The following is an 18,141-nucleotide window of genomic DNA, read 5'->3' as shown; positions in this document are numbered from 1 at the left end:
CCGCCGACCTGCGGACCACCGGATGACGACCGGTTCCTGACAGGTCTCTGACAAGTTCACGTGAGGCTCCCCGGCATGACGAACGCAACCACCCGGGTGGCGGCCGGACCGGCTCGACGGAGCCACCGGATCACCCTCGCCGCGGTCACCCTCCTCGCCACCGCCCTCACCGGCTGCGGCGGCGAAGCGCCCGCCGCCGGCGGGACGGCGCCCGGCGGTACGGGCGATGTCGCCTCGCTCGCCACCGCGTCCGCCGGACCGAGCGCGACCACCGCGGGCGGTACCGCCACCGGCCGGCCGCAACTGCGTCTGGACATGACGGACGAGGAGGAGCAGAACCTCTGGGAGACGTACAAGATCTGCCTGCACGACCACGGGGTGCAGGAGAACAAGGGCCGGTCCGCCGCAGCGGCGGGGTCCGGCAAGGGACTCTCCCTCGACGACAGCGGGGAGCCGAAGGCGGCGTACGTCGCGTGCGCCAACAAGCTGCCGCTCCAGCCGCCGGAGCTGGACCGGGACAAGAACCCGAACTACGTGAGCCAGTGGAACGACTACGTGCAGTGCCTGCGCGGGCGTGGTCTGAAGATCCACTCGCTCCCGGACGGTTCCGGCTGGACCTACGACGACGGGGTGGCCAACCCGACCGGTGGCCTCTCGGCCGAGGCCCAGGCCAAGGCCGACAAGGACTGCACGATGGAGATCTTCGGTGGCAAGAAGTAGCCGGGTGACTCGCCGTACCGCGATCGTCCTGGCGCTGGTGACCCTGGTGGTCGCCGTCGGCGCCGGTGTCGGCGTGCTGGTCCTGCGGGGTGACCCGGCGGGGGGCACGGCGAGCGCCCCGCCACCGGTCACCACGACGAAGGTGACCCGGACCGACCTGTCGGACAGCCGGTCGCTCGACGGAACGCTCGGCTTCGGCCCGGAACGCGTGGTGAAGGGCGCCGGGGCCGGCGTCGTCACCCGGCTGCCGAAGGTCGGTGACACGGTGGTCCGGGGAACGGCGCTCTACTGGGTCAACGACCGGCCCGTTCCGGCGCTGTTCGGCGGGACCCCGATGTTCCGTACGCTCGACAAGCCGGGCCTGGTGGGCAGCGACGTGCGGATCCTGTGGGACAACCTGCGGGCGCTGGGCTACCACACCGGCTCGCAGCCCACCCGGAGCAAGGACGGCACGAAGCTCCCCGCGGGTCAGGCCGTACTCACCGCCAGCCTGGTCGCCGCGGTCAAGAAGTGGCAGCAGGCGCTCGGCACCGAGCCCACCGGCACGATCGCGGTCGGGCAGGTCGCGGTGCTGACCGGGCCGGTCCGGATCAGCGCGGTGAAGGCGCTGCCCGGTGACCCGGTCGCCGGTGAGCTGCTGGCCGTCACCGAGAAGGTCAAACTGGTCACCGTGCCGGTCGGAGCCACCGAGGTCGGCAGCATCAAGGTCGGCGCGGCGGTGGCGGTGACCCTGCCCGACGGTGCCGAGATCCCGGCCAAGGTCGCCTCGATCTCGCACACCGTCACCGGCGGCGGGCCGGACGCCGGGGCCGGTCAGGGCAGCCTGCCGACGGTGAACGTGCTCGTGACGCCGGTCAAGGCGGCGGACGTGGCGAAGCTGGACGCCGCCGCGGTGCAGGTCCTGTTCACCACCACCGTGCACCGGAACGTGCTCGCGGTGCCGGTCGGCGCGCTGGTCGCGCTGCGCGAGGGCGGGCACGCACTCCAGCTCACCGACGGCGCGCTGGTGGCGGTGGAGACCGGGATGTTCGCCCGAGGGCTCGTGGAGGTCAGCGGCGCCGGTGTCACCGAGGGCCTCGACGTGGTGACGGCCGCGTGACCGCCGTGGCCCGCGACGCACAAACCGAGGTGCTCCCGACGTACGCGGAACCGGTGCTCAGCGTCGAGCACGCGAGCAAGACGTACCCGGGCGGAGTGACCGCGCTGGACGACGTCTCGCTCCGGGTCCATGCCGGCGAGCTGCTCGCCATCGTCGGGCCGTCCGGGTCCGGCAAGTCCACGCTGCTCAACATCATGGGCACCCTCGACCTGCCGACCAGCGGTCGGGTACGCGTCGCCGGGCAGGAGGTCACCACCCTGCCCGACCGCCGGCTCTCGGCGCTGCGGGGCCGCTGGCTCGGCTTCGTCTTCCAACAGTTCCACCTCACCGACGGGCTCGACGCGGCCGAGAACGTCGCCACCGGGCTGCTCTACGCCGGAGTGCCCCGCCGTCGCCGCCGACGGATGGCGATCGAGGCGCTGGCCCGGGTTGGTCTGGCGCACCGGGTCGACCACCTGCCGCAGCAGCTCTCCGGCGGGGAACGGCAGCGCGTGGCGATCGCCCGGGCACTGGTCAACGAGCCGGCACTGGTCCTGGCGGACGAGCCGACGGGTGCCCTGGACACCGTCAACGGCGCGGCGGTCCTCGCGCTGCTGCTGGAGTTGCACGCCCAGGGGACCACCATCGCCGTCATCACCCACGACCGGGATCTCGCCGCCCGGATGCCCCGACAGGTGGAGATCAGGGACGGTCGGATCGTCTCGGACACCGGTGACAGGAGCCGAGGATGAACATGCCTACCTCGTCGTCGGGCGATGGTCGGCCCACGCGGCTCGCCCCGACCGACGTACTCCGGCTCGGTCTGCTCGGGATCACCACCCGCCGGATGCGGGCCGTCCTCTCCGCCCTGGGCATCTCCATCGGCATCGCCACGATGATCGTCGTGGTGGGCATTCCCGCGTCCAGCCAGCGCGACCTGATGAACCAGCTCTCCGCCCTCGGCACCAACGTGCTGCGCGCCGAGCCCGTACCCGATCAGAAGCCGCCCGTGCTCCTGCCCGAGGACTCCGCCGCCATGGCGGCCCGGATCGGGCCGGTCACGAAGGCGAGCGCCGTGGCGAACACGCACACCGCCGTACGCCGCAACGACCTGCTGGACAGGTACGACACCTCGGGGCTCAGCGTCCTGGCCGCCCGGTCCGACCTGCTCGACACGGTCAACGGCCGGGTCCGCACGGGCCGGTTCCTCGACGAAGGGACGGCGCGGCTCCCGACCGCGGTCCTCGGCTACGTCGCCGCGAGCCGGCTCGGATTCGCGACGGTCGATCCGCGCCAGCCGGCCCAGGTGATCATCGGTACGCGCTGGTTCACCGTGGTCGGCGTCCTGGATCCGATGCCGCTCTCCCCGGACCTGGACCGGTCGGTGCTGGTCGGTTGGGACGCCGCCCGGGACATGCTCGGCTTCGACGGCCATCCCACGGTCGTCTACCTGCAGGCTCGGGAGGACTCGCTGGAGGACGTCCGCGCGGTGCTGCCGGCGACCCTCAACCCGCAGCTACCCGGCCTGGTCCAGGTCAGTCGCCCCTCCGACGCGTTGGCCGCGAAACGGGCCACCCAGAACACCTTCTCCGCGCTATTCCTCGGGCTGGCCGCGGTGGCCCTGCTGGTCGGTGGGATCGGGGTGGCCAACACGATGGTCATCTCGGTGCTGGAACGGCGTCGGGAGATCGGCCTGCGCCGCGCGCTCGGCGCGAACCGCGGCCAGATCCGGGTGCAGTTCCTCACCGAGTCGGTGCTGCTCTCGGTGCTCGGCGGTGCCGCCGGCACGGCCATCGGGGTGCTGGCGACGATCGGGTACGCCGGCTATCAGGACTGGCCGCCGACCATCCCGGCGATGGCGGTGGCCGGCGGCATCGGCGGAGCCCTCCTGGTGGGCGTGGTCGCCGGCGTCTACCCGTCTATCCGCGCATCCCGGCTGACCCCGACGGAGGCGCTCGCCACCCCTTGATCAACTCGGCAGGCGGGCGCGCCAGCGGGAGAGGGCCAGGGTGGCCGAGTAGCCGGCCAGGACGATCACGTGGAACAGGTAGAGCCAGAGCAGCACGGCCACACCGGCGCCGATCTCGTCGAAGCCGCCGAACGGCACGCCCAGGTCCAGGGGGAGCGAGGTGAAGAGCACGAAGCCGTGCATGAACCCGGACAGGTTCGCCGCCGTGAACGAACCGATCCCGACCGTGGAGAGCCAGTCCGGTGACGCCGGCCCGACCACCCGGAACACCCACACCAGCACCGGTGTGAGCACCAGCCAGACCGCCAGGAACGACAGCACCACCCCGAGCGCGCCGACCCAGCCGCCCTGCCGTACCAGGCGGGTGGTGAGTGGCAGCGCCAGCAGGATCGACAGCAGCAGCGCGGGAGCCGGCGCGAGCAGTGGCAGCAGCAGCACCCGACCCCGCCAGCCGACCAGGTGTTCGTCGGTGCGGGGCGCGGCCACCGAGACGAATGCCCGGCGCAGGCCCTCGCCGTACAGCGACGCGGGCAGCAGCGAGGCCAGCGCCAGCAGCGGGGTCAACTCCACCCCGGCGTCGACCAGGGCGGCCACCGCCCGAGGCGCACCGATCGCGGTGGGCAGCGCCTCGATGGCGTACGAGGTGAGTCGGCGTACCCGAGCAGCCCCGGCGACCAGCGCGGTCAACCAGATCGCCAGCAGGGCCACCGGCACCACGGCGATCGCCCCGTAGAACGTGATGGCGGCAGCGTGCAGCGACAGGTCCCGCCCGCGCAACGGGCGGAACGCGGCACTGGTGATCCGCCTCGCCCGCTGCCATCCACCGCCCACCGCGCTCTCTTTCCCTGTCGTCGGGTACGCCACTCCTTAAGATCGCCGTCTATGACGGTTTACACCACGGAACGCCTGATCCTGCGTGACTGGACCGCAGATCCCGCCGACCTGGCCCGGATCTACGACATCTACTCCCGTCCCGAGATCGCCCGTTGGCTGGGCGTCGCGTCCGGGCTGCCGATGACCGACCCGGCGCAGGCCGCCGAGCGGCTGCGCTTCTGGCAGGAACGGCACGCCACCGACCAGGGCCGGTACGGCACCTGGGCGATCGAACTGCGGGACACCGGCCTGGTCGTGGGCACGATGATGCTCAAGCCTCTGCCGGGGCGGGACGAGTCGCGGCGTACCGGGGACATCGAGGTGGGCTGGCACCTGCACCCGGACTGCTGGGGTCACGGCTATGCCACCGAGGCGGCCAGCGGAGCGCTCGCCCGGGAGTTCGCGACCGGGACCCGGGAGATCTATGCGGTCGTCTCGCCGGGCAACGAGGCGTCGATGGCGGTCTGTCGGCGCCTCGGAATGACCCACGTGGGCCGGCGCAGCGACTGGTACGGCGGCCAGGAGCTGGAGACCTTCCTCCTGACCGCGCCGGGCGGGGAGCCTTCGTCGGGTCAGCCGGCCAGCTAGCGGGTGGCGAGTTGGGGGCGGCGGGGCATCATCGAGCTCGGTGCCGGGCCGCTGAAGGCGATCATGCCGGCCACGTTGATGATGGCGCCGGCACCGCGCTCCTGCATGCCCCCGACCGCAGCGCGGCTGAGCAGGGTCGGGGCGACGACCTTGACGTGCACGAGCTCCCTTGGCCTTGTCGGCGGGTAGCTCGGCGAGCGGCATGTAGTGGGACACGCCCGCGTTGTTGACCAGCATGGTCAGGGGCTGCGACGCGCACACCTCGGCGACCATGTCCACACCCGCGTCGGTGGCCAGGTCGGCGGCCAGGCGTTCGGCGAAAGCGTGGCCGATGCCGGCCGTGGCGCCGGTGACGAGTGCGAGCCTGCTCATGGTGCTGTCCCCTCGGTTGTGCGTCGGCCTGGTATCCCATCGACCCGGACACCGCGGCTTCAGCGATCCGGAGTGGATCACCGACGTGCAAGGCCATCAATAGTCAAGGTGGTCGAAGTGTTGACGCCCTCGTAGCACGTCAGTAATCTTTGGTCAACGCCATGCAAGATCTCGACAAAGGCGTGCTTGATTCGATGCATGGCCTCGAAAAATCCGATCGGCCGTCTCTTTTGGCGGAGTTCATCCTCATCCCCCGAAGCGGTGCCCCCGCGCCGCCAGCACCTCGTCTCCTCGGCACCCCCGACACCGGCCCGCGCGCGTCCACGCGCGGGCCGGCGCTGCACCGACGCACACCCCACCCCTTGGTCGAGCCGCCCGCGGCAACCGTCCCCCAACGACAAGGACAGTGATGAGACGAACGAGTCTGTTCAGGATGGTGGCCGCGACAGTCGCGACCGCCATGATCGCGACGGTGGGGTCCGCCTCCGTCGCGAACGCGGCCGGTGCCCCCCGCCCGGTCGACGAGGCAGCCCCGGCGAGCACGGCCAACGCCGTACCGGCGGCCGTCAACCTCGCGCAGGGCCGCCCGACCCAGGAGAGCGGCCACGCCGACGTCTACGACTCGTCGAAGGTCGTCGACGGCAATGCCGGCAGCTACTGGGAGAGCGTCAACAACGCCTTTCCCCAGTGGGTGCAGGTCGATCTCGGCTCATCGCAGGCCGTGAACCAGGTCGTGCTGAAGCTGCCCACCTCCGGCTGGGGGACCCGTACGCAGACCCTGAGCGTGCAGGGCAGCACCAACGGCTCGTCGTTCGGCACCCTGGTCGGGTCACAGACCTACACGTTCAACCCGGCCAGCGGCAGCACGGTCACGATCAACTTCACCCAGGCCTCCACCCGGTACGTGCGGATCACCATCACGGCCAACAGCGGCTGGCCGGCCGGACAGCTCTCCGAGCTGGAGGTGTACGGCAGCGGCGGCGGCACCCCGGACACGACCGCGCCGAGTGCTCCGAGCAACCTCTCGTACACCCAGTCGGGCACCACGATCACCCTCAACTGGGTCGCGTCGACCGACAACCCGGGCGGCAGCGGCATCGCCGGGTACGACGTCTACCGCAACGGCTCGTTCCTGCAGTCCATCGGCAACGTGCTGACCTTCAACGACACGCAGCCGGCCACGGCGACCGTGTCGTACTACGTCCGGGCGCGTGACGTCGCGGGCAACCTCTCCGGCAACAGCAACACGGTGACGCGTACCGGCAGTGGTGACACCACCGCGCCGAGCGTCCCGGGGACGCTGTCGCACAGCACGTCGGGCTCCACGATCACGCTCAACTGGGGTGCCTCCACCGACTCCGGTGGCAGCGGCCTGGCCGGCTACAACGTCTACCGCAACGGCAGCCTGATCGCGACGCTCGGCACGGTCCTGACGTACCAGGACAGCCAGCCCGCGACGGCGACGGTGTCCTACTACGTCCGGGCGCGCGACGGCGCGGGCAACCTGTCCGGCAACAGCAACACCGTCACCCGGACCGGCAGCAACCCCCCTGCCTGCACCAACGTGGCGCAGGGCAAGGCCATGTCGGCCAGCGGTTCCACCTTCAGCTTCACCCCGGACAAGGCGAACGACGGGCAGCTCGGGACGTACTGGGAGGGTGCGCCGAGTTACCCGCAGAACCTGACCGTGGCGCTGGGCGCGAACCACTCCATCTCCTCGGTCACCGTCAAGCTCAACCCGGACCTGGCCTGGGGCACCCGTACGCAGACCATCCAGGTCCTCGGCCGCGACCAGGCCTCGTCCACGTACACCAGTCTGGTGTCGGCGGCGAGCTACCAGTTCGTCCAGGGCAACAACGTGGTGAGCATCCCGGTCACCGCGACCACCGCGGACGTCCAGCTCCGGTTCACCGCCAACTCCGGTGCCCCGTCGGGCCAGGTGGCCGAGCTTGAGGTGTGCGGCACGCCGGCACCCAACCCCGACCTGGTCATCAGCTCGGCGACCTGGTCGCCGGCGTCGCCCAGCGAGGCCACCGCGGTCACCCTCTCGGCCGTGGTGCAGAACATCGGATCGGCAGCCGCCGGCGCGACCACGGTGAACTTCAGCCTGGCCGGTGCGGTCGTCGGCAGCGCGGCGGTCGGTGCGCTGGCCGCCGGTGGCTCGACCACGGTCTCGTTCAATGCCGGCACCCGGCCGATGGGCAGCTACAGCGTCACGGCGGTGGTCGACCCGGCGAACACGATCGTCGAGCAGAACAACGGCAACAACAGCTACACCGCGCCGTCGCCGCTGGTGGTCACCCAGGCTCCGGGCCCGGACCTACAGGTCCTCGGCATCACCTCCAACCCGCCGAACCCGGCCGTCGGGGCGCCCGTCACGTTCACCGTCTCGGTCCGCAACCGGGGCACCGCCGCGACCGGCGCGACCACCGTCACCCGGGTGGCGGTCGGCAGCACCACGCTCAACACCAACACCGCCTCCATCGCCGCCGGCGCGACGGTCAACGTGGCCATCTCCGGTAGCTGGACCGCCACCAGCGGCGGGGCCACCATCACCGCCACCGCCGATGCGACCAACACGGTTGCCGAGACCAACGAGTCCAACAACACGTTCACCCAGTCGATCGTGGTCGGGCGTGGGGCGGCCGTCCCGTACGTCTCGTACGAGGCGGAGGCCGGCCAGTACCAGGGCACGCTGTTGGAGACCGACCCGCTGCGTACCTTCGGCCACACCAACTTCGCCAGCGAGTCCTCGGGCCGCAAGTCGGTACGGCTGAACAGCACCGGCCAGTACGTCCAGTTCACCTCGGCCAGTGCCGCCAACTCCATCGTGGTGCGTAACTCCATCCCGGACGCTCCGGGTGGCGGTGGCATCGAGGCGACGATCAGCCTCTACATCAACGACGTCTTCTCCCGGAAGCTGACGCTCTCCTCGAAGCACAGCTGGCTTTACGGCAACACCGACGGGCCGGAGGCGCTGACCAACACCCCGCAGGCCGACGCGCGGCGGCTGTTCGACGAGTCGAACGCGCTGCTGGCGCAGTCCTACCCGGCCGGTACGCGCTTCAAGTTGCAGCGCGACTCCGGCGACTCGGCCTCGTTCTACGTCATCGACATGATCGACCTGGAGCAGGTGGCGCCACCGCTGAGCCAGCCGGCCGGCTGCACCTCGATCACGTCGTACGGTGCGGTTCCGAACGACGGGCTCGACGACACCGCCGCCATCCAGCGGGCCGTGACCGACGACCAGAACGGCGTCATCAGCTGCGTCTGGATCCCGGCCGGTCAGTGGCGGCAGGAGCAGAAGATCCTCACCGACGACCCGCTGAACCGGGGTCAGTGGAACCAGGTCGGCATCAGCAACGTCACGATCCGGGGCGCCGGTATGTGGCACTCCCAGCTCTACACGCTGACCGAGCCGCAGAACGTGGTGGGCGGCATCAACCACCCGCACGAGGGCAACTTCGGCTTCGACATCGACAAGAACACCCAGATCTCCGACATCGCCATCTTCGGTTCCGGCCGGATCCGTGGCGGTGACGGCAACGCCGAGGGTGGCGTGGGTCTGAACGGTCGGTTCGGCACCGGCACCAAGATCAGCAACGTCTGGATCGAGCACGCCAACGTGGGTGTCTGGGTGGGTCGCGACTACGACAACATCCCCGACCTCTGGGGCCCGGCCGACGGGCTGGAGTTCACCGGCATGCGGATCCGCGACACCTACGCCGACGGCATCAACTTCAGTAACGGCACGCGCAACTCGCGGGTGTTCAACTCGTCCTTCCGTACCACCGGTGACGACGCCCTCGCCGTCTGGGCCAACCCGTACGTCAAGGACCGCAACGTCGACATCGCCCACGACAACCACTTCGTCAACAACACCATCCAGCTGCCCTGGCGGGCGAACGGCATCGCCATCTACGGCGGCTACGACAACTCGATCGAGAACAACCTGGTCTACGACACCGCGAACTACCCGGGGATCATGCTGGCGACTGACCACGACCCGCTGCCGTTCTCCGGGACGACGCTGATCGCCAACAACGGGCTCTACCGGACCGGCGGCGCCTTCTGGAACGAGGACCAGGAGTTCGGGGCCATCACCCTCTTCCCGTCCACCAGGGACATCGTCGGGGTCACGATCCGGGACACCGACATCTCCGACTCGACGTACGACGGCATCCAGTTCAAGAACGGCGGCGGCAACATGCCGAACGTCGCGATCACCAACGTACGGATCGACAAGTCCAACAACGGTGCCGGCATCCTCGCGATGAGCGGTGCCCGAGGCAATGCCAACCTGACCAACGTGACCATCACCAACTCGGCCGACGGCAACATCGTCATCCAGCCGGGGTCGCAGTTCGTGATCAACGGCGGCTGATCCCAGCGTCGCGGACGTGACGGCGGGCCTGAGCAGTCACCTGCTCAGGCCCGTCGTCGTCGCGCGGGAGCCCGTCGAGCCTGCGTCGCAGAAGAGCCAGCGAGTCGTGCAGCGCCACGGCCAGGGCGGCAACATCTCGTCGAGCCGTATACCTCAGCGGTATAAAAATGACTCTCAGGTATATCGCTCACGAATGCTTCCGCCCCCGGGCTGACTGCCCGCCCAGGATGGTCGTTGCGGGGCTGGCTGAGCGGGGCGCCGCCGCGGTGATCGGCGGGCTCACCGTGCTGCGGGCAGCCTGCCCGCCGTCGACTGGGTGCGCCACCACCACGCGGATCCGGATGGACGCCGCCGCGTGTGGCGCGGTACGCGCTGACGGACACCCGGTGCGACCTGCGTGTTGTGGGGGCTGCGCGGCTAGGCTGAGCCGAGCAGGATGGTCCGCTGAGGGGGTGAGCCCGGATGGCCCAGGCAGCGTTCGCGCCGGAGCCGGCGCCGCAGCACACCGAGCCGTCGTTCGACGTGCTGCGGTGGCACGACGAGCCGTGGACGGCCCAGCTCGCCCTCGACCTGTTGCCGGAGACCAACGGCCCCAAGGTTGAGGTCCTGAGCGGAAGCGTGATCGTGACACCACATGCGGGAATCGACCATCAATCGGTCGAGCGAGAGTTGCCATATGTGCTGCACCGCGCCGCGCGGAAAGCCGGTTTCTGGGTCTACCCCGAAATCAACGTTCTTTCCGGAGATGACCTCTTCATCCCGGACATCGCGGTACTTCGCAACTCAGGTGGCGGCCGCACCACGGTCTCCATTGCCGAAGCGATTCTGCTGGGAGAGATCGTTTCGCCGGGTAACCGACGTAAGGACGTGATCGACCGGCCCAGGGAGTACGCCTTCGCCGGAGTGCCGTTCTTCCTCCGGGTGGATCTGCGCAACCGGGTACCGACCATCGCGCTGTTCGAACTGACTGACGGCGAGTACCGGCCGTTGGCCGCCGCGGCGGCGGGAAGCGCCTTCGTCATGCGGGAGCCGTTCGAGTTCACCATCGACCCGGCGGAACTGTTGGACGAGGAAGCGGTGCCGGAGGAACCGGACGGCGACGGGTAAGTTCTCCAGCCCCTGAGCAGATCTTGGACAGTTGGCGTTCCGGCGGCACGGTAACTGTCCAAGATCTCCGCCGGAACGCCTCGGTGGGCCGGCGGGGTGGGCGTCGGGAGGTGGCTGTCGATCCGCAGGTGGGCGGCGCGAGGCTGAGGCTCCCAGCGGGCGTACAGCGGAGGTGGGGAAGAATGGTCCGGTGACTTCCCCCCGCGACCTCGTTCTGCTCGGGTCCACCGGCTCGATCGGCACCCAGGCCATCGACATCGTGCGGCGCAACCCGGACCGGTTCCGGGTGGTCGCCGTGGGCGCCGGTGGCGGCAACGTCGGGCTGCTGGCCGCGCAGGCGCTCGAACTGGGTGTCGACGTGGTCGGGGTGGCCAAGGCGTCCGCCGCGCAGGACCTCCAACTGGCGTTCTACGCCGAGGCGAGCCGGCGCGGCTGGTCCACCGGTGACTTCAAGCTTCCCAAGATCGTTGCCGGGCCGGACGCCATGACCGAGCTGGCCCAGTGGCCGTGCGACATCGTGCTCAACGGGGTGGTCGGCTCGCTGGGCCTCGCTCCTACGCTGGCCGCGCTGCGCGGTGGTCGTACCCTCGCGCTGGCCAACAAGGAGTCGCTCGTGGCCGGCGGCCCGCTGGTCAAGGCCGCGGTGACGCGGCCGGGGCAGATCATTCCGGTCGACTCGGAGCACACCGCGCTGGCCCAGTGCCTGCGCTCCGGCTCACGCCCCGAGGTACGCCGGTTGATCGTCACCGCCAGCGGCGGGCCCTTCCGGGGTAAGCGGCGCGACGAGTTGACGCAGGTCACGCCCGAGCAGGCGTTGGCGCACCCGACCTGGAACATGGGCAAGGTCATCACGATCAACTCGGCCACCATGGTCAACAAGGCGCTTGAGGTGATCGAGGCGCACGAACTGTTCGACGTGCCGTACGCCGACATCACCGTGACGGTCCACCCGACGTCGGTGATCCACTCCATGGTCGAGTTCGTCGACGGCTCGACGATCGCGCAGGCCAGCCCACCGGACATGCGGCTGCCGATCGCGGTCGCGCTGGGCTGGCCGGACCGGGTGCCGGAGGCGGCCGCTCCGGTCGACTGGACCGCCGCGCACACCTGGGAGTTCGCGCCGCTCGACGACGAGGCTTTCCCGGCCGTCGCCCTGGCCAAGGCCGCCGGGGAGGCCGGGCGCTGCCGTCCGGCGATCTACAACGCGGCGAACGAGGAGTGCGTCGAGGCGTTCGTGGCTGGTCGGCTGCCGTTCCTGGGCATCGTCGATACCCTCGCGCGGGTCTTGGAGGAGGCACCGGACTTCACCGAACCAGGTACCGTCGAGGACGTGCTCGCGGCCGAGTCGTGGGCACGCGCGCACGCGCAGGAGATCATCGCGGGTTCGGTGGAAGGAGCTTGATGTCGTACCTGCTCGGGGTGGTTCTCTTCGCCCTCGCGATCCTCATCTCGGTGAGCCTGCACGAGGCGGGGCACCTGCTGACCGCCAAGGCGTTCGGGATGAAGGTCACCAAGTTCTTCGTCGGCTTCGGTCCCACCGTCTGGTCGTTCAAGAAGGGCGAGACCGAGTACGGCCTCAAGGGCATCCCGCTCGGCGGCTTCTGCAAGATCGTCGGGATGACCCCGCAGGACGACGACGTGGAGCCGGGCGACGAGTCGCGGGTGATGTGGCGCTACCCGGTCTGGAAGCGGACGATCGTGATGGCCGCCGGCTCGATCACGCACTTCGCCCTTGCCCTGATCACGATCTGGATCCTCGCCGTCTCCGCCGGCCTGCCCAACCCGGACTTCCCGACCACCGACGTGCAGGCCCGCCAGGAGCCGGCGGTCATCCAGCTCAGCCCCTGCGTGGTCCCGGAGAACGCGGTCCGCGCGTGCACACCGGCCGACGCGGCCAGCCCGGCCGCCCAGGCGCAACTGCGCAACGGTGACCGGATCACCTCGGTCAACGGCACCCCGATCGGCTCCTACGGCGACCTGCTCACCACGCTGCGCGGCCTCAAGCCGGGCGAGACCGCGAAGATCGAGTACGTCCGCGACGGGCAGCCGGGCAGCACCAGCACGGTGCTCGCGCAGACCCTGCGCCCGCCGCTGGACAACCCGAGCGGCACCGCCGCCCCGGTGGCCGCGCTCGGCGTCGGCCTGCGTCCCAGCACGCCCACCCGAGTGACGTACGGGCCGGTCGGTGCCTTCGGCGCGACCGCCGACTTCACCGGCCAACTCGCGGTCGGCACCGTCCAGGCCCTGCAGCGCATCCCACAGAAGATCCCCGCCCTGTGGACCGCCCTCACCGGCGGCGAGCGGGACGTGGACACCCCGATCAGCGTGGTCGGCGCCAGCCGGCTCGGCGGCGAGGCGGTACAGAACAACGCCTGGCTGGTCTTCTTCATGCTCTTCATCTCGCTGAACTTCTTCATCGGCGTGTTCAACCTGCTGCCGCTGCTCCCGGTGGACGGCGGGCACATCGCCATCGCCTGGTTCGAGCGGGCCCGCTCCTGGATCTACGCGCGGATCGGTCGGGCCGACCCCGGCCGGGTCGACTATCTCAAGCTGATGCCCTTCACGTACGTGGTGATCCTGATCGGTGGCGCCTTCACGCTGCTTACCATTGCCGCGGACGTCGTCAACCCGATCACGCTCTTCTCAAGGTGAGTGCCTGAAGTGACCGCAATCAGTCTCGGTATCCCCACGATGCCGCCCCCGCCGCTCGCCCCTCGCCGGGCCAGCCGTCAGATCATGGTCGGCTCGGTGCCGGTCGGCGGTGGTGCGCCGGTGTCCGTGCAGTCGATGACCACCACGCTCACCTCCGACGTCAACGCCACCCTCCAGCAGATCGCCGAGCTGACCGCGTCCGGCTGTCAGATCGTCCGGGTGGCGGTGCCGTCCCAGGATGACGTCGAGGCGCTGCCGGCGATCGCCAAGAAGTCCCAGATCCCGGTGATCGCCGACATCCACTTCCAGCCCAAGTACGTCTTCGCCGCGATCGACGCGGGCTGCGCGGCGGTCCGGGTCAACCCGGGCAACATCCGCCAGTTCGACGACAAGGTCAAGGAGATCGCGGCAGCGGCCTCCGCCACCGGTACGCCGATCCGGATCGGCGTCAACGCCGGCTCGCTCGACAAGCGGCTGCTCAGCAAGTACGGCAAGGCCACCGCCGAGGCGCTGGTCGAGTCGGCGCTGTGGGAGTGCTCGCTGTTCGAGGAGCACGGTTTCCGGGACATCAAGATCTCGGTCAAGCACAACGACCCGGTCGTGATGATCCGGGCGTACCGGCAGTTGGCCGAGCAGTGCGACTACCCGCTGCACCTGGGCGTCACCGAGGCCGGCCCGGCCTTCCAGGGCACCATCAAGTCGGCGGTCGCCTTCGGCGCCCTGCTCGCCGAGGGCATCGGTGACACCATCCGGGTGTCGCTCTCCGCCCCGCCGGTGGAGGAGATCAAGGTCGGCAACCAGATCCTTGAGTCGCTGGGGCTGCGCGAGCGGGGCTTGGAGATCGTCTCCTGCCCGTCCTGCGGGCGGGCCCAGGTGGACGTCTACAAGCTCGCCGAGGAGGTCACCGCCGGTCTGGAGGGGCTGCCGGTGCCGCTGCGGGTGGCCGTCATGGGCTGCGTCGTCAACGGCCCGGGCGAGGCCCGCGAGGCCGACCTCGGTGTCGCCTCCGGCAACGGCAAGGGCCAGATCTTCGTCAAGGGCAAGGTCGTGAAGACCGTTCCCGAGGGCCAGATCGTGGAGACGCTGATCGAGGAGGCGCTGCGAATCGCCGACGAGATGGGCGCCGAACTGCCCGAGGAGCTGCGCGGCCTGGTCACCGGCCCGACCGTCACCGTGCACTGATCGGTCCGCGTACCCCGTAACGCAGAGAGCGGCCGTCTCCCCTCGGGGAGACGGCCGCTCTCGTTGGCGCTGCTGGTGGCGCGGGCTTGGGTCACTCGGATTCGGCGAGGATCGCGTACAGCTTGCGTCGCGTCTCGTCGAGCACCTGGGCGGCCCGCTCGCGCTGGTCGTCGTTGCCGTTCATCATCACCTGGCGCAGTGCGCTCATGGCCTGCGTACCGGCGTCGCGGATGTCGTGCCAGCTGTTCACCGTGTCCTGGGCGAAGTCCGCCCACGGCGGGGTCTGTGCCGCCTCGGTGGCCTCGGCCTGACCGGCCTCGGTGACCGTGAACCGCTTGCGCCCGCCGCTGGGCTCCTCGGTGCTGGCGACGATCATCCCCTCGTCCTCCAGCAGCTGGAGCGTGGGGTAGATCGAGCCGGGGCTCGGCCGCCAGGCACCGCCGGTGCGGGAGTCGATCTCCTGGATCATCTCGTAGCCGTGCATCGGCCGCTCGGTGAGCAGGGCCAGCACCGCGCCGCGGACGTTGGGCCGTCGGCCCCGACCTCGTCCGCGCCCACGGCCGCCCCAGCCACCGCCGGGTCCCGGGTGCCCGTGCCCGTGCGGGCCGGGCGGGATCGGCGGGAAGCCGAAGCCGCGCCGACGGGACTCGTGCCTCTCGTGCCCTTGGTGTTGCTCGCGATGGAACCTCATCAGGTTCTCCCTTTCTGGACTATCGCTGATGCATCGACGATATATCGGCAACGCATCGGCGACAAGTATCAATTTTAAAAACCGTACGTACGTCTTGCTAGGATCGCGGCCATGCGCCTGCTTCCCCCGTCCGGCCCGGCCCGGATCCTCACCCTCGGCACCCTGGTCAAGACCGTCGGACGGGGCCTCTGGCTGGTCGCCAGCGCGCTCTTCCTCACCCGGTCGGTCGGCCTCTCGCCCACCCAGGTGGGCGTCGGTCTAACCATCTCGGCGCTGGTCGGCGTCCTGGCCAGCACGCCCAGCGGCTTCTCGCCGACCGCGTTGGCCCACGAGGAGTACAGGTCGGCGCGCTACTCGCGGCCGGCACCCTGACCGCGGGCCTGATCGCCGTCCGGTCGTTCCCCGCCTTCCTGCTGGTGGGAGCCGCCACGGCACTCGCCGACGCGGTCGAGCGCGGTGCCCGGGGCGCGCTGATAGCCGGCGCGATCCCCGCCGACCAGCGCGTGCACACCCGCGCCTACCTCCGCGCCACCACCAACGTCGGTATCTCCGTCGGCGCCGTCCTCGGCGGGTTCGCCATCGCCGCCGACACCCGCACCGGGTACGTCGCGCTGATCCTGGCCGCAGCGGTGGCGTCGCTGGCCGCGGCGGTCGTCCTGATCCGGCTGCCCCGCATCGCTCCGGTCGCCGCCCCGACGCACGGACCCCGGCTGATCGCACTGCGGGACCGCCCGTTCCTCGCCTTCACCCTGCTCGACGGGCTGATGTCCATGCACTTCAGCCTGCTCAACATCGCCCTGCCGCTGTGGATCGCCGGGCACACCCGGGCGCCGGCCTGGATGATCTCCGCGTTGATGTTGATCAACACCGTGCTGGTGGTGCTCCTTCAGGTACGCGCCGCGCGCGGCGCCGCCACCGTGCCCGGAGCCGCCCGAGCCGCCCGCCGTGCCGGCGTCGCCATCGCGCTGGCCTGCGTACTCTTCGCTGTCAGCGGCGCACTGCCTCCGGTGGGCGCGATCGGTCTGCTCGCCTGCGGTTCGCTGGCACACGTGACCGGAGAGCTGTGGCACTCGGCGGCCGGGTGGGGGATCTCCTTCGGGCTGGCGCCGGCCGACGCGCAGGGCCAGTACCAGGGGGCGTACGGCATGGGCTACGAGCTGGGCAAGATGCTCGCGCCGGTGGTGGTGACCAGCCTCGCGCTCGGTTGGGGCGTACCGGGCTGGTTGCTCCTCGGTGGGCTGTTCCTCCTACTCGGTGCCCTGGTGCCTCCGGTCGTACGGTGGGCCGCCCGGACCCGGCCGACCACCCCGGCCGCAGAGCCGGTGAACGTCTGAGAGCGGGCTGGTCACTCGGCCGGCGGGGCCGGGTGCCGATCTGGCAGGCTGGTACCCGTGCTGACGGTGCCGGTACGGCAACTGGGGGAATCGGAGCGCCGCGCGGTCGAGCGACTGCTCGACCAGGACCCGTTCGCGGGCGCGCAGGTCGCCGAGCGGATCGCCGCGCGCGGACTGTCCTGGTGGCGGGCCGAGGGCAGAATTCTGGGGTACGGCGCACGGCGCAACCTGGAATCGCTCTGCTGGCTGGGTGGCAACCTGACCCCGGTGCTGGCCTCCGACGCCGCCGTGTCGGCCTTCGCCGACCTGCTCGCCGGTGAGGAACGGCTCTGCTCCTCCATCGTCGGTCGGGCAGACGCGGTCCTCGGTCTCTGGGACCGGCTCTCCGACACGTGGGGGCCAGCTCGGGACGTCCGCCCGAACCAGCCGCTGCTGGCCACCGACACGCTTCCGGCCGTAGCGGCCGATCCGCGGGTACGCCGGGTCCGCACCGCCGAGATCGACCGGCTCTTCCCGGCGGCGGTGTCCATGTACACCGAGGAGGTCGGCGTCTCACCGCTGGCCGAGGACGCCGGCCGCAGCTACCGCCGCCGGGTCACCGACCTGGTCCGGGCGGGTCGGGCGTACGCCCGGATCGTCGACGGCAAGGTCGTGTTCAAGGCCGAGCTGGCAGTGGTGACCAAGCGGACCGCCCAGGTTCAGGGCGTCTGGGTGGCGCCGGAGTGGCGAGGCCGAGGGATCGCCACCGCAGCGATGGCCGCCGTGGTCCGCGACGCGTTGCTGCGGGTCGCCCCCACCGTCAGCCTGTACGTCAACGACTTCAACCTTCCGGCCCGCCGGGTGTACGAGCGCTGCGGCTTCCAGCCGATCGGCACCCTCGCCACGGTCCTCTTCTGACCCTTGACCTGTTGACCTGTTGACCTGTTGACCTGTTGGCCTGTTGGCCTGTTGGCCTGTTGGCCTGTGGCTGGTCCGGCGTGTGTCGTTCGGCTCCCTGCCGCACCGGAACGGACCGAACCACAGATCTTGGACAGTTACCGTTAACGCGGAACGGTAACTGTCCAAGATCTCCTCGTACGGTGCCTGGGTACGCCGCTGGCCGGCACCCCGGTGCGGGGTGCCGGCCAGCGTTCGGTGCTGGATGGGTCAGCTGTTCCAGTGCTGGGCGACGAGGTCGGCGGCCTGCTGTTC

General features: G+C 70.3%; 16 protein-coding genes. 13 read left to right on the top strand and 3 right to left on the bottom strand.

All coding sequences use genetic code 11. The annotated features are described in order from the left end of the window. The first annotated feature begins 75 nt into the window (after positions 1 to 75). From ACFQGL_RS29650 to ACFQGL_RS29635, 4 genes are read left to right on the top strand one after another with little or no spacing between them, the layout of a single operon-like run. On the top strand, positions 76 to 720 hold the full coding sequence (locus tag ACFQGL_RS29650; RefSeq protein WP_377515925.1) for a hypothetical protein: 645 nt from the start codon (positions 76 to 78) through the stop codon (positions 718 to 720). A gap of 4 nt (positions 721 to 724) precedes the next feature. Next, a complete protein-coding gene (locus ACFQGL_RS29645; protein ID WP_377515924.1) occupies positions 725 to 1,819 on the top strand; it encodes an efflux RND transporter periplasmic adaptor subunit in 1,095 nt (364 codons plus the stop codon). 53 nt (positions 1,820 to 1,872) lie between these two features. Further along, on the top strand, positions 1,873 to 2,550 hold the full coding sequence (locus ACFQGL_RS29640) for an ABC transporter ATP-binding protein (protein WP_377515957.1): 678 nt from the start codon (positions 1,873 to 1,875) through the stop codon (positions 2,548 to 2,550). Further along, entirely contained in the window at positions 2,547 to 3,767 is a 1,221-nt protein-coding gene (locus ACFQGL_RS29635) for an ABC transporter permease (RefSeq protein WP_377515923.1), read from the top strand. The genes ACFQGL_RS29640 and ACFQGL_RS29635 overlap by 4 nt, the downstream gene beginning before the upstream one ends. Here the strand turns inward: ACFQGL_RS29635 and ACFQGL_RS29630 are convergent, their stop codons facing one another. Continuing rightward, positions 3,768 to 4,598 carry a YhjD/YihY/BrkB family envelope integrity protein gene (locus tag ACFQGL_RS29630; RefSeq protein ID WP_377515922.1) on the bottom strand — a complete coding sequence of 277 codons (831 nt, stop codon included), beginning with the start codon at positions 4,596 to 4,598 and terminating at the stop codon, positions 3,768 to 3,770. A 51-nt stretch (positions 4,599 to 4,649) separates the two neighbouring features. On the opposite strand from ACFQGL_RS29630, the gene ACFQGL_RS29625 reads away from it, so the two are divergent. Further along, the gene (locus ACFQGL_RS29625; protein WP_377515921.1) at positions 4,650 to 5,228 is read left to right on the top strand and encodes a GNAT family N-acetyltransferase; all 579 of its coding nucleotides are present in this window, start codon (positions 4,650 to 4,652) and stop codon (positions 5,226 to 5,228) included. On the opposite strand, the gene ACFQGL_RS29620 is transcribed toward ACFQGL_RS29625, so the two are convergent. Next, positions 5,225 to 5,389 (bottom strand): hypothetical protein, encoded by a 165-nt coding sequence (locus tag ACFQGL_RS29620; protein WP_377515920.1) that lies wholly within the window; start codon positions 5,387 to 5,389, stop codon positions 5,225 to 5,227. The genes ACFQGL_RS29625 and ACFQGL_RS29620 overlap by 4 nt on opposite strands. A 620-nt stretch (positions 5,390 to 6,009) precedes the next feature. Between ACFQGL_RS29620 and ACFQGL_RS29615 the strand changes: the two genes are divergently transcribed. The 5 genes from ACFQGL_RS29615 (at position 6,010) to ispG (ending at position 14,925) form a co-directional block, all read left to right on the top strand. Further along, positions 6,010 to 9,984, top strand: coding sequence for a CARDB domain-containing protein (locus ACFQGL_RS29615; protein WP_377515919.1), 3,975 nt, complete (start codon positions 6,010 to 6,012; stop codon positions 9,982 to 9,984). 462 nt (positions 9,985 to 10,446) lie between these two features. After that, positions 10,447 to 11,091 (top strand): Uma2 family endonuclease, encoded by a 645-nt coding sequence (locus ACFQGL_RS29610; RefSeq protein WP_377515918.1) that lies wholly within the window; start codon positions 10,447 to 10,449, stop codon positions 11,089 to 11,091. A gap of 190 nt (positions 11,092 to 11,281) precedes the next feature. Further along, the gene (dxr, locus tag ACFQGL_RS29605; protein ID WP_377515917.1) at positions 11,282 to 12,493 is read left to right on the top strand and encodes a 1-deoxy-D-xylulose-5-phosphate reductoisomerase; all 1,212 of its coding nucleotides are present in this window, start codon (positions 11,282 to 11,284) and stop codon (positions 12,491 to 12,493) included. Next, positions 12,493 to 13,743 (top strand): M50 family metallopeptidase, encoded by a 1,251-nt coding sequence (locus tag ACFQGL_RS29600; RefSeq protein ID WP_377515916.1) that lies wholly within the window; start codon positions 12,493 to 12,495, stop codon positions 13,741 to 13,743. The genes dxr and ACFQGL_RS29600 overlap by 1 nt, the downstream gene beginning before the upstream one ends. Positions 13,744 to 13,752: 9 nt before the next feature. Next, complete coding sequence (gene ispG, locus ACFQGL_RS29595; RefSeq protein ID WP_377515915.1) at positions 13,753 to 14,925, top strand: flavodoxin-dependent (E)-4-hydroxy-3-methylbut-2-enyl-diphosphate synthase; 1,173 nt, start codon at positions 13,753 to 13,755, stop codon at positions 14,923 to 14,925. Between the two features lie 91 nt (positions 14,926 to 15,016). Here the strand turns inward: ispG and ACFQGL_RS29590 are convergent, their stop codons facing one another. After that, positions 15,017 to 15,616 (bottom strand): PadR family transcriptional regulator, encoded by a 600-nt coding sequence (locus ACFQGL_RS29590; protein WP_377515914.1) that lies wholly within the window; start codon positions 15,614 to 15,616, stop codon positions 15,017 to 15,019. 111 nt (positions 15,617 to 15,727) lie between these two features. Between ACFQGL_RS29590 and ACFQGL_RS29585 the strand changes: the two genes are divergently transcribed. The 3 genes from ACFQGL_RS29585 to ACFQGL_RS29575 are packed head-to-tail and all read left to right on the top strand — an operon-like array spanning position 15,728 to position 17,847. Continuing rightward, positions 15,728 to 15,988 (top strand): hypothetical protein, encoded by a 261-nt coding sequence (locus ACFQGL_RS29585; protein WP_377515913.1) that lies wholly within the window; start codon positions 15,728 to 15,730, stop codon positions 15,986 to 15,988. Further along, entirely contained in the window at positions 15,985 to 16,950 is a 966-nt protein-coding gene (locus ACFQGL_RS29580) for an MFS transporter (RefSeq protein WP_377515955.1), read from the top strand. Before ACFQGL_RS29585 ends, ACFQGL_RS29580 begins: the two co-directional genes overlap by 4 nt. A gap of 57 nt (positions 16,951 to 17,007) precedes the next feature. Continuing rightward, positions 17,008 to 17,847: a GNAT family N-acetyltransferase gene (locus ACFQGL_RS29575; protein WP_377515912.1), complete on the top strand. Its 840-nt coding sequence runs from the start codon at positions 17,008 to 17,010 to the stop codon at positions 17,845 to 17,847. Positions 17,848 to 18,141 lie beyond the last annotated feature (294 nt).

Origin of the sequence: Micromonospora vulcania (genome assembly GCF_042658605.1) — a bacterium.
GTDB lineage: Bacteria > Actinomycetota > Actinomycetes > Mycobacteriales > Micromonosporaceae > Micromonospora > Micromonospora vulcania.
The sequence above is the reverse complement of the archived record's forward strand: the minus strand, read 5'-3'. Positions and strand labels throughout refer to the sequence as shown.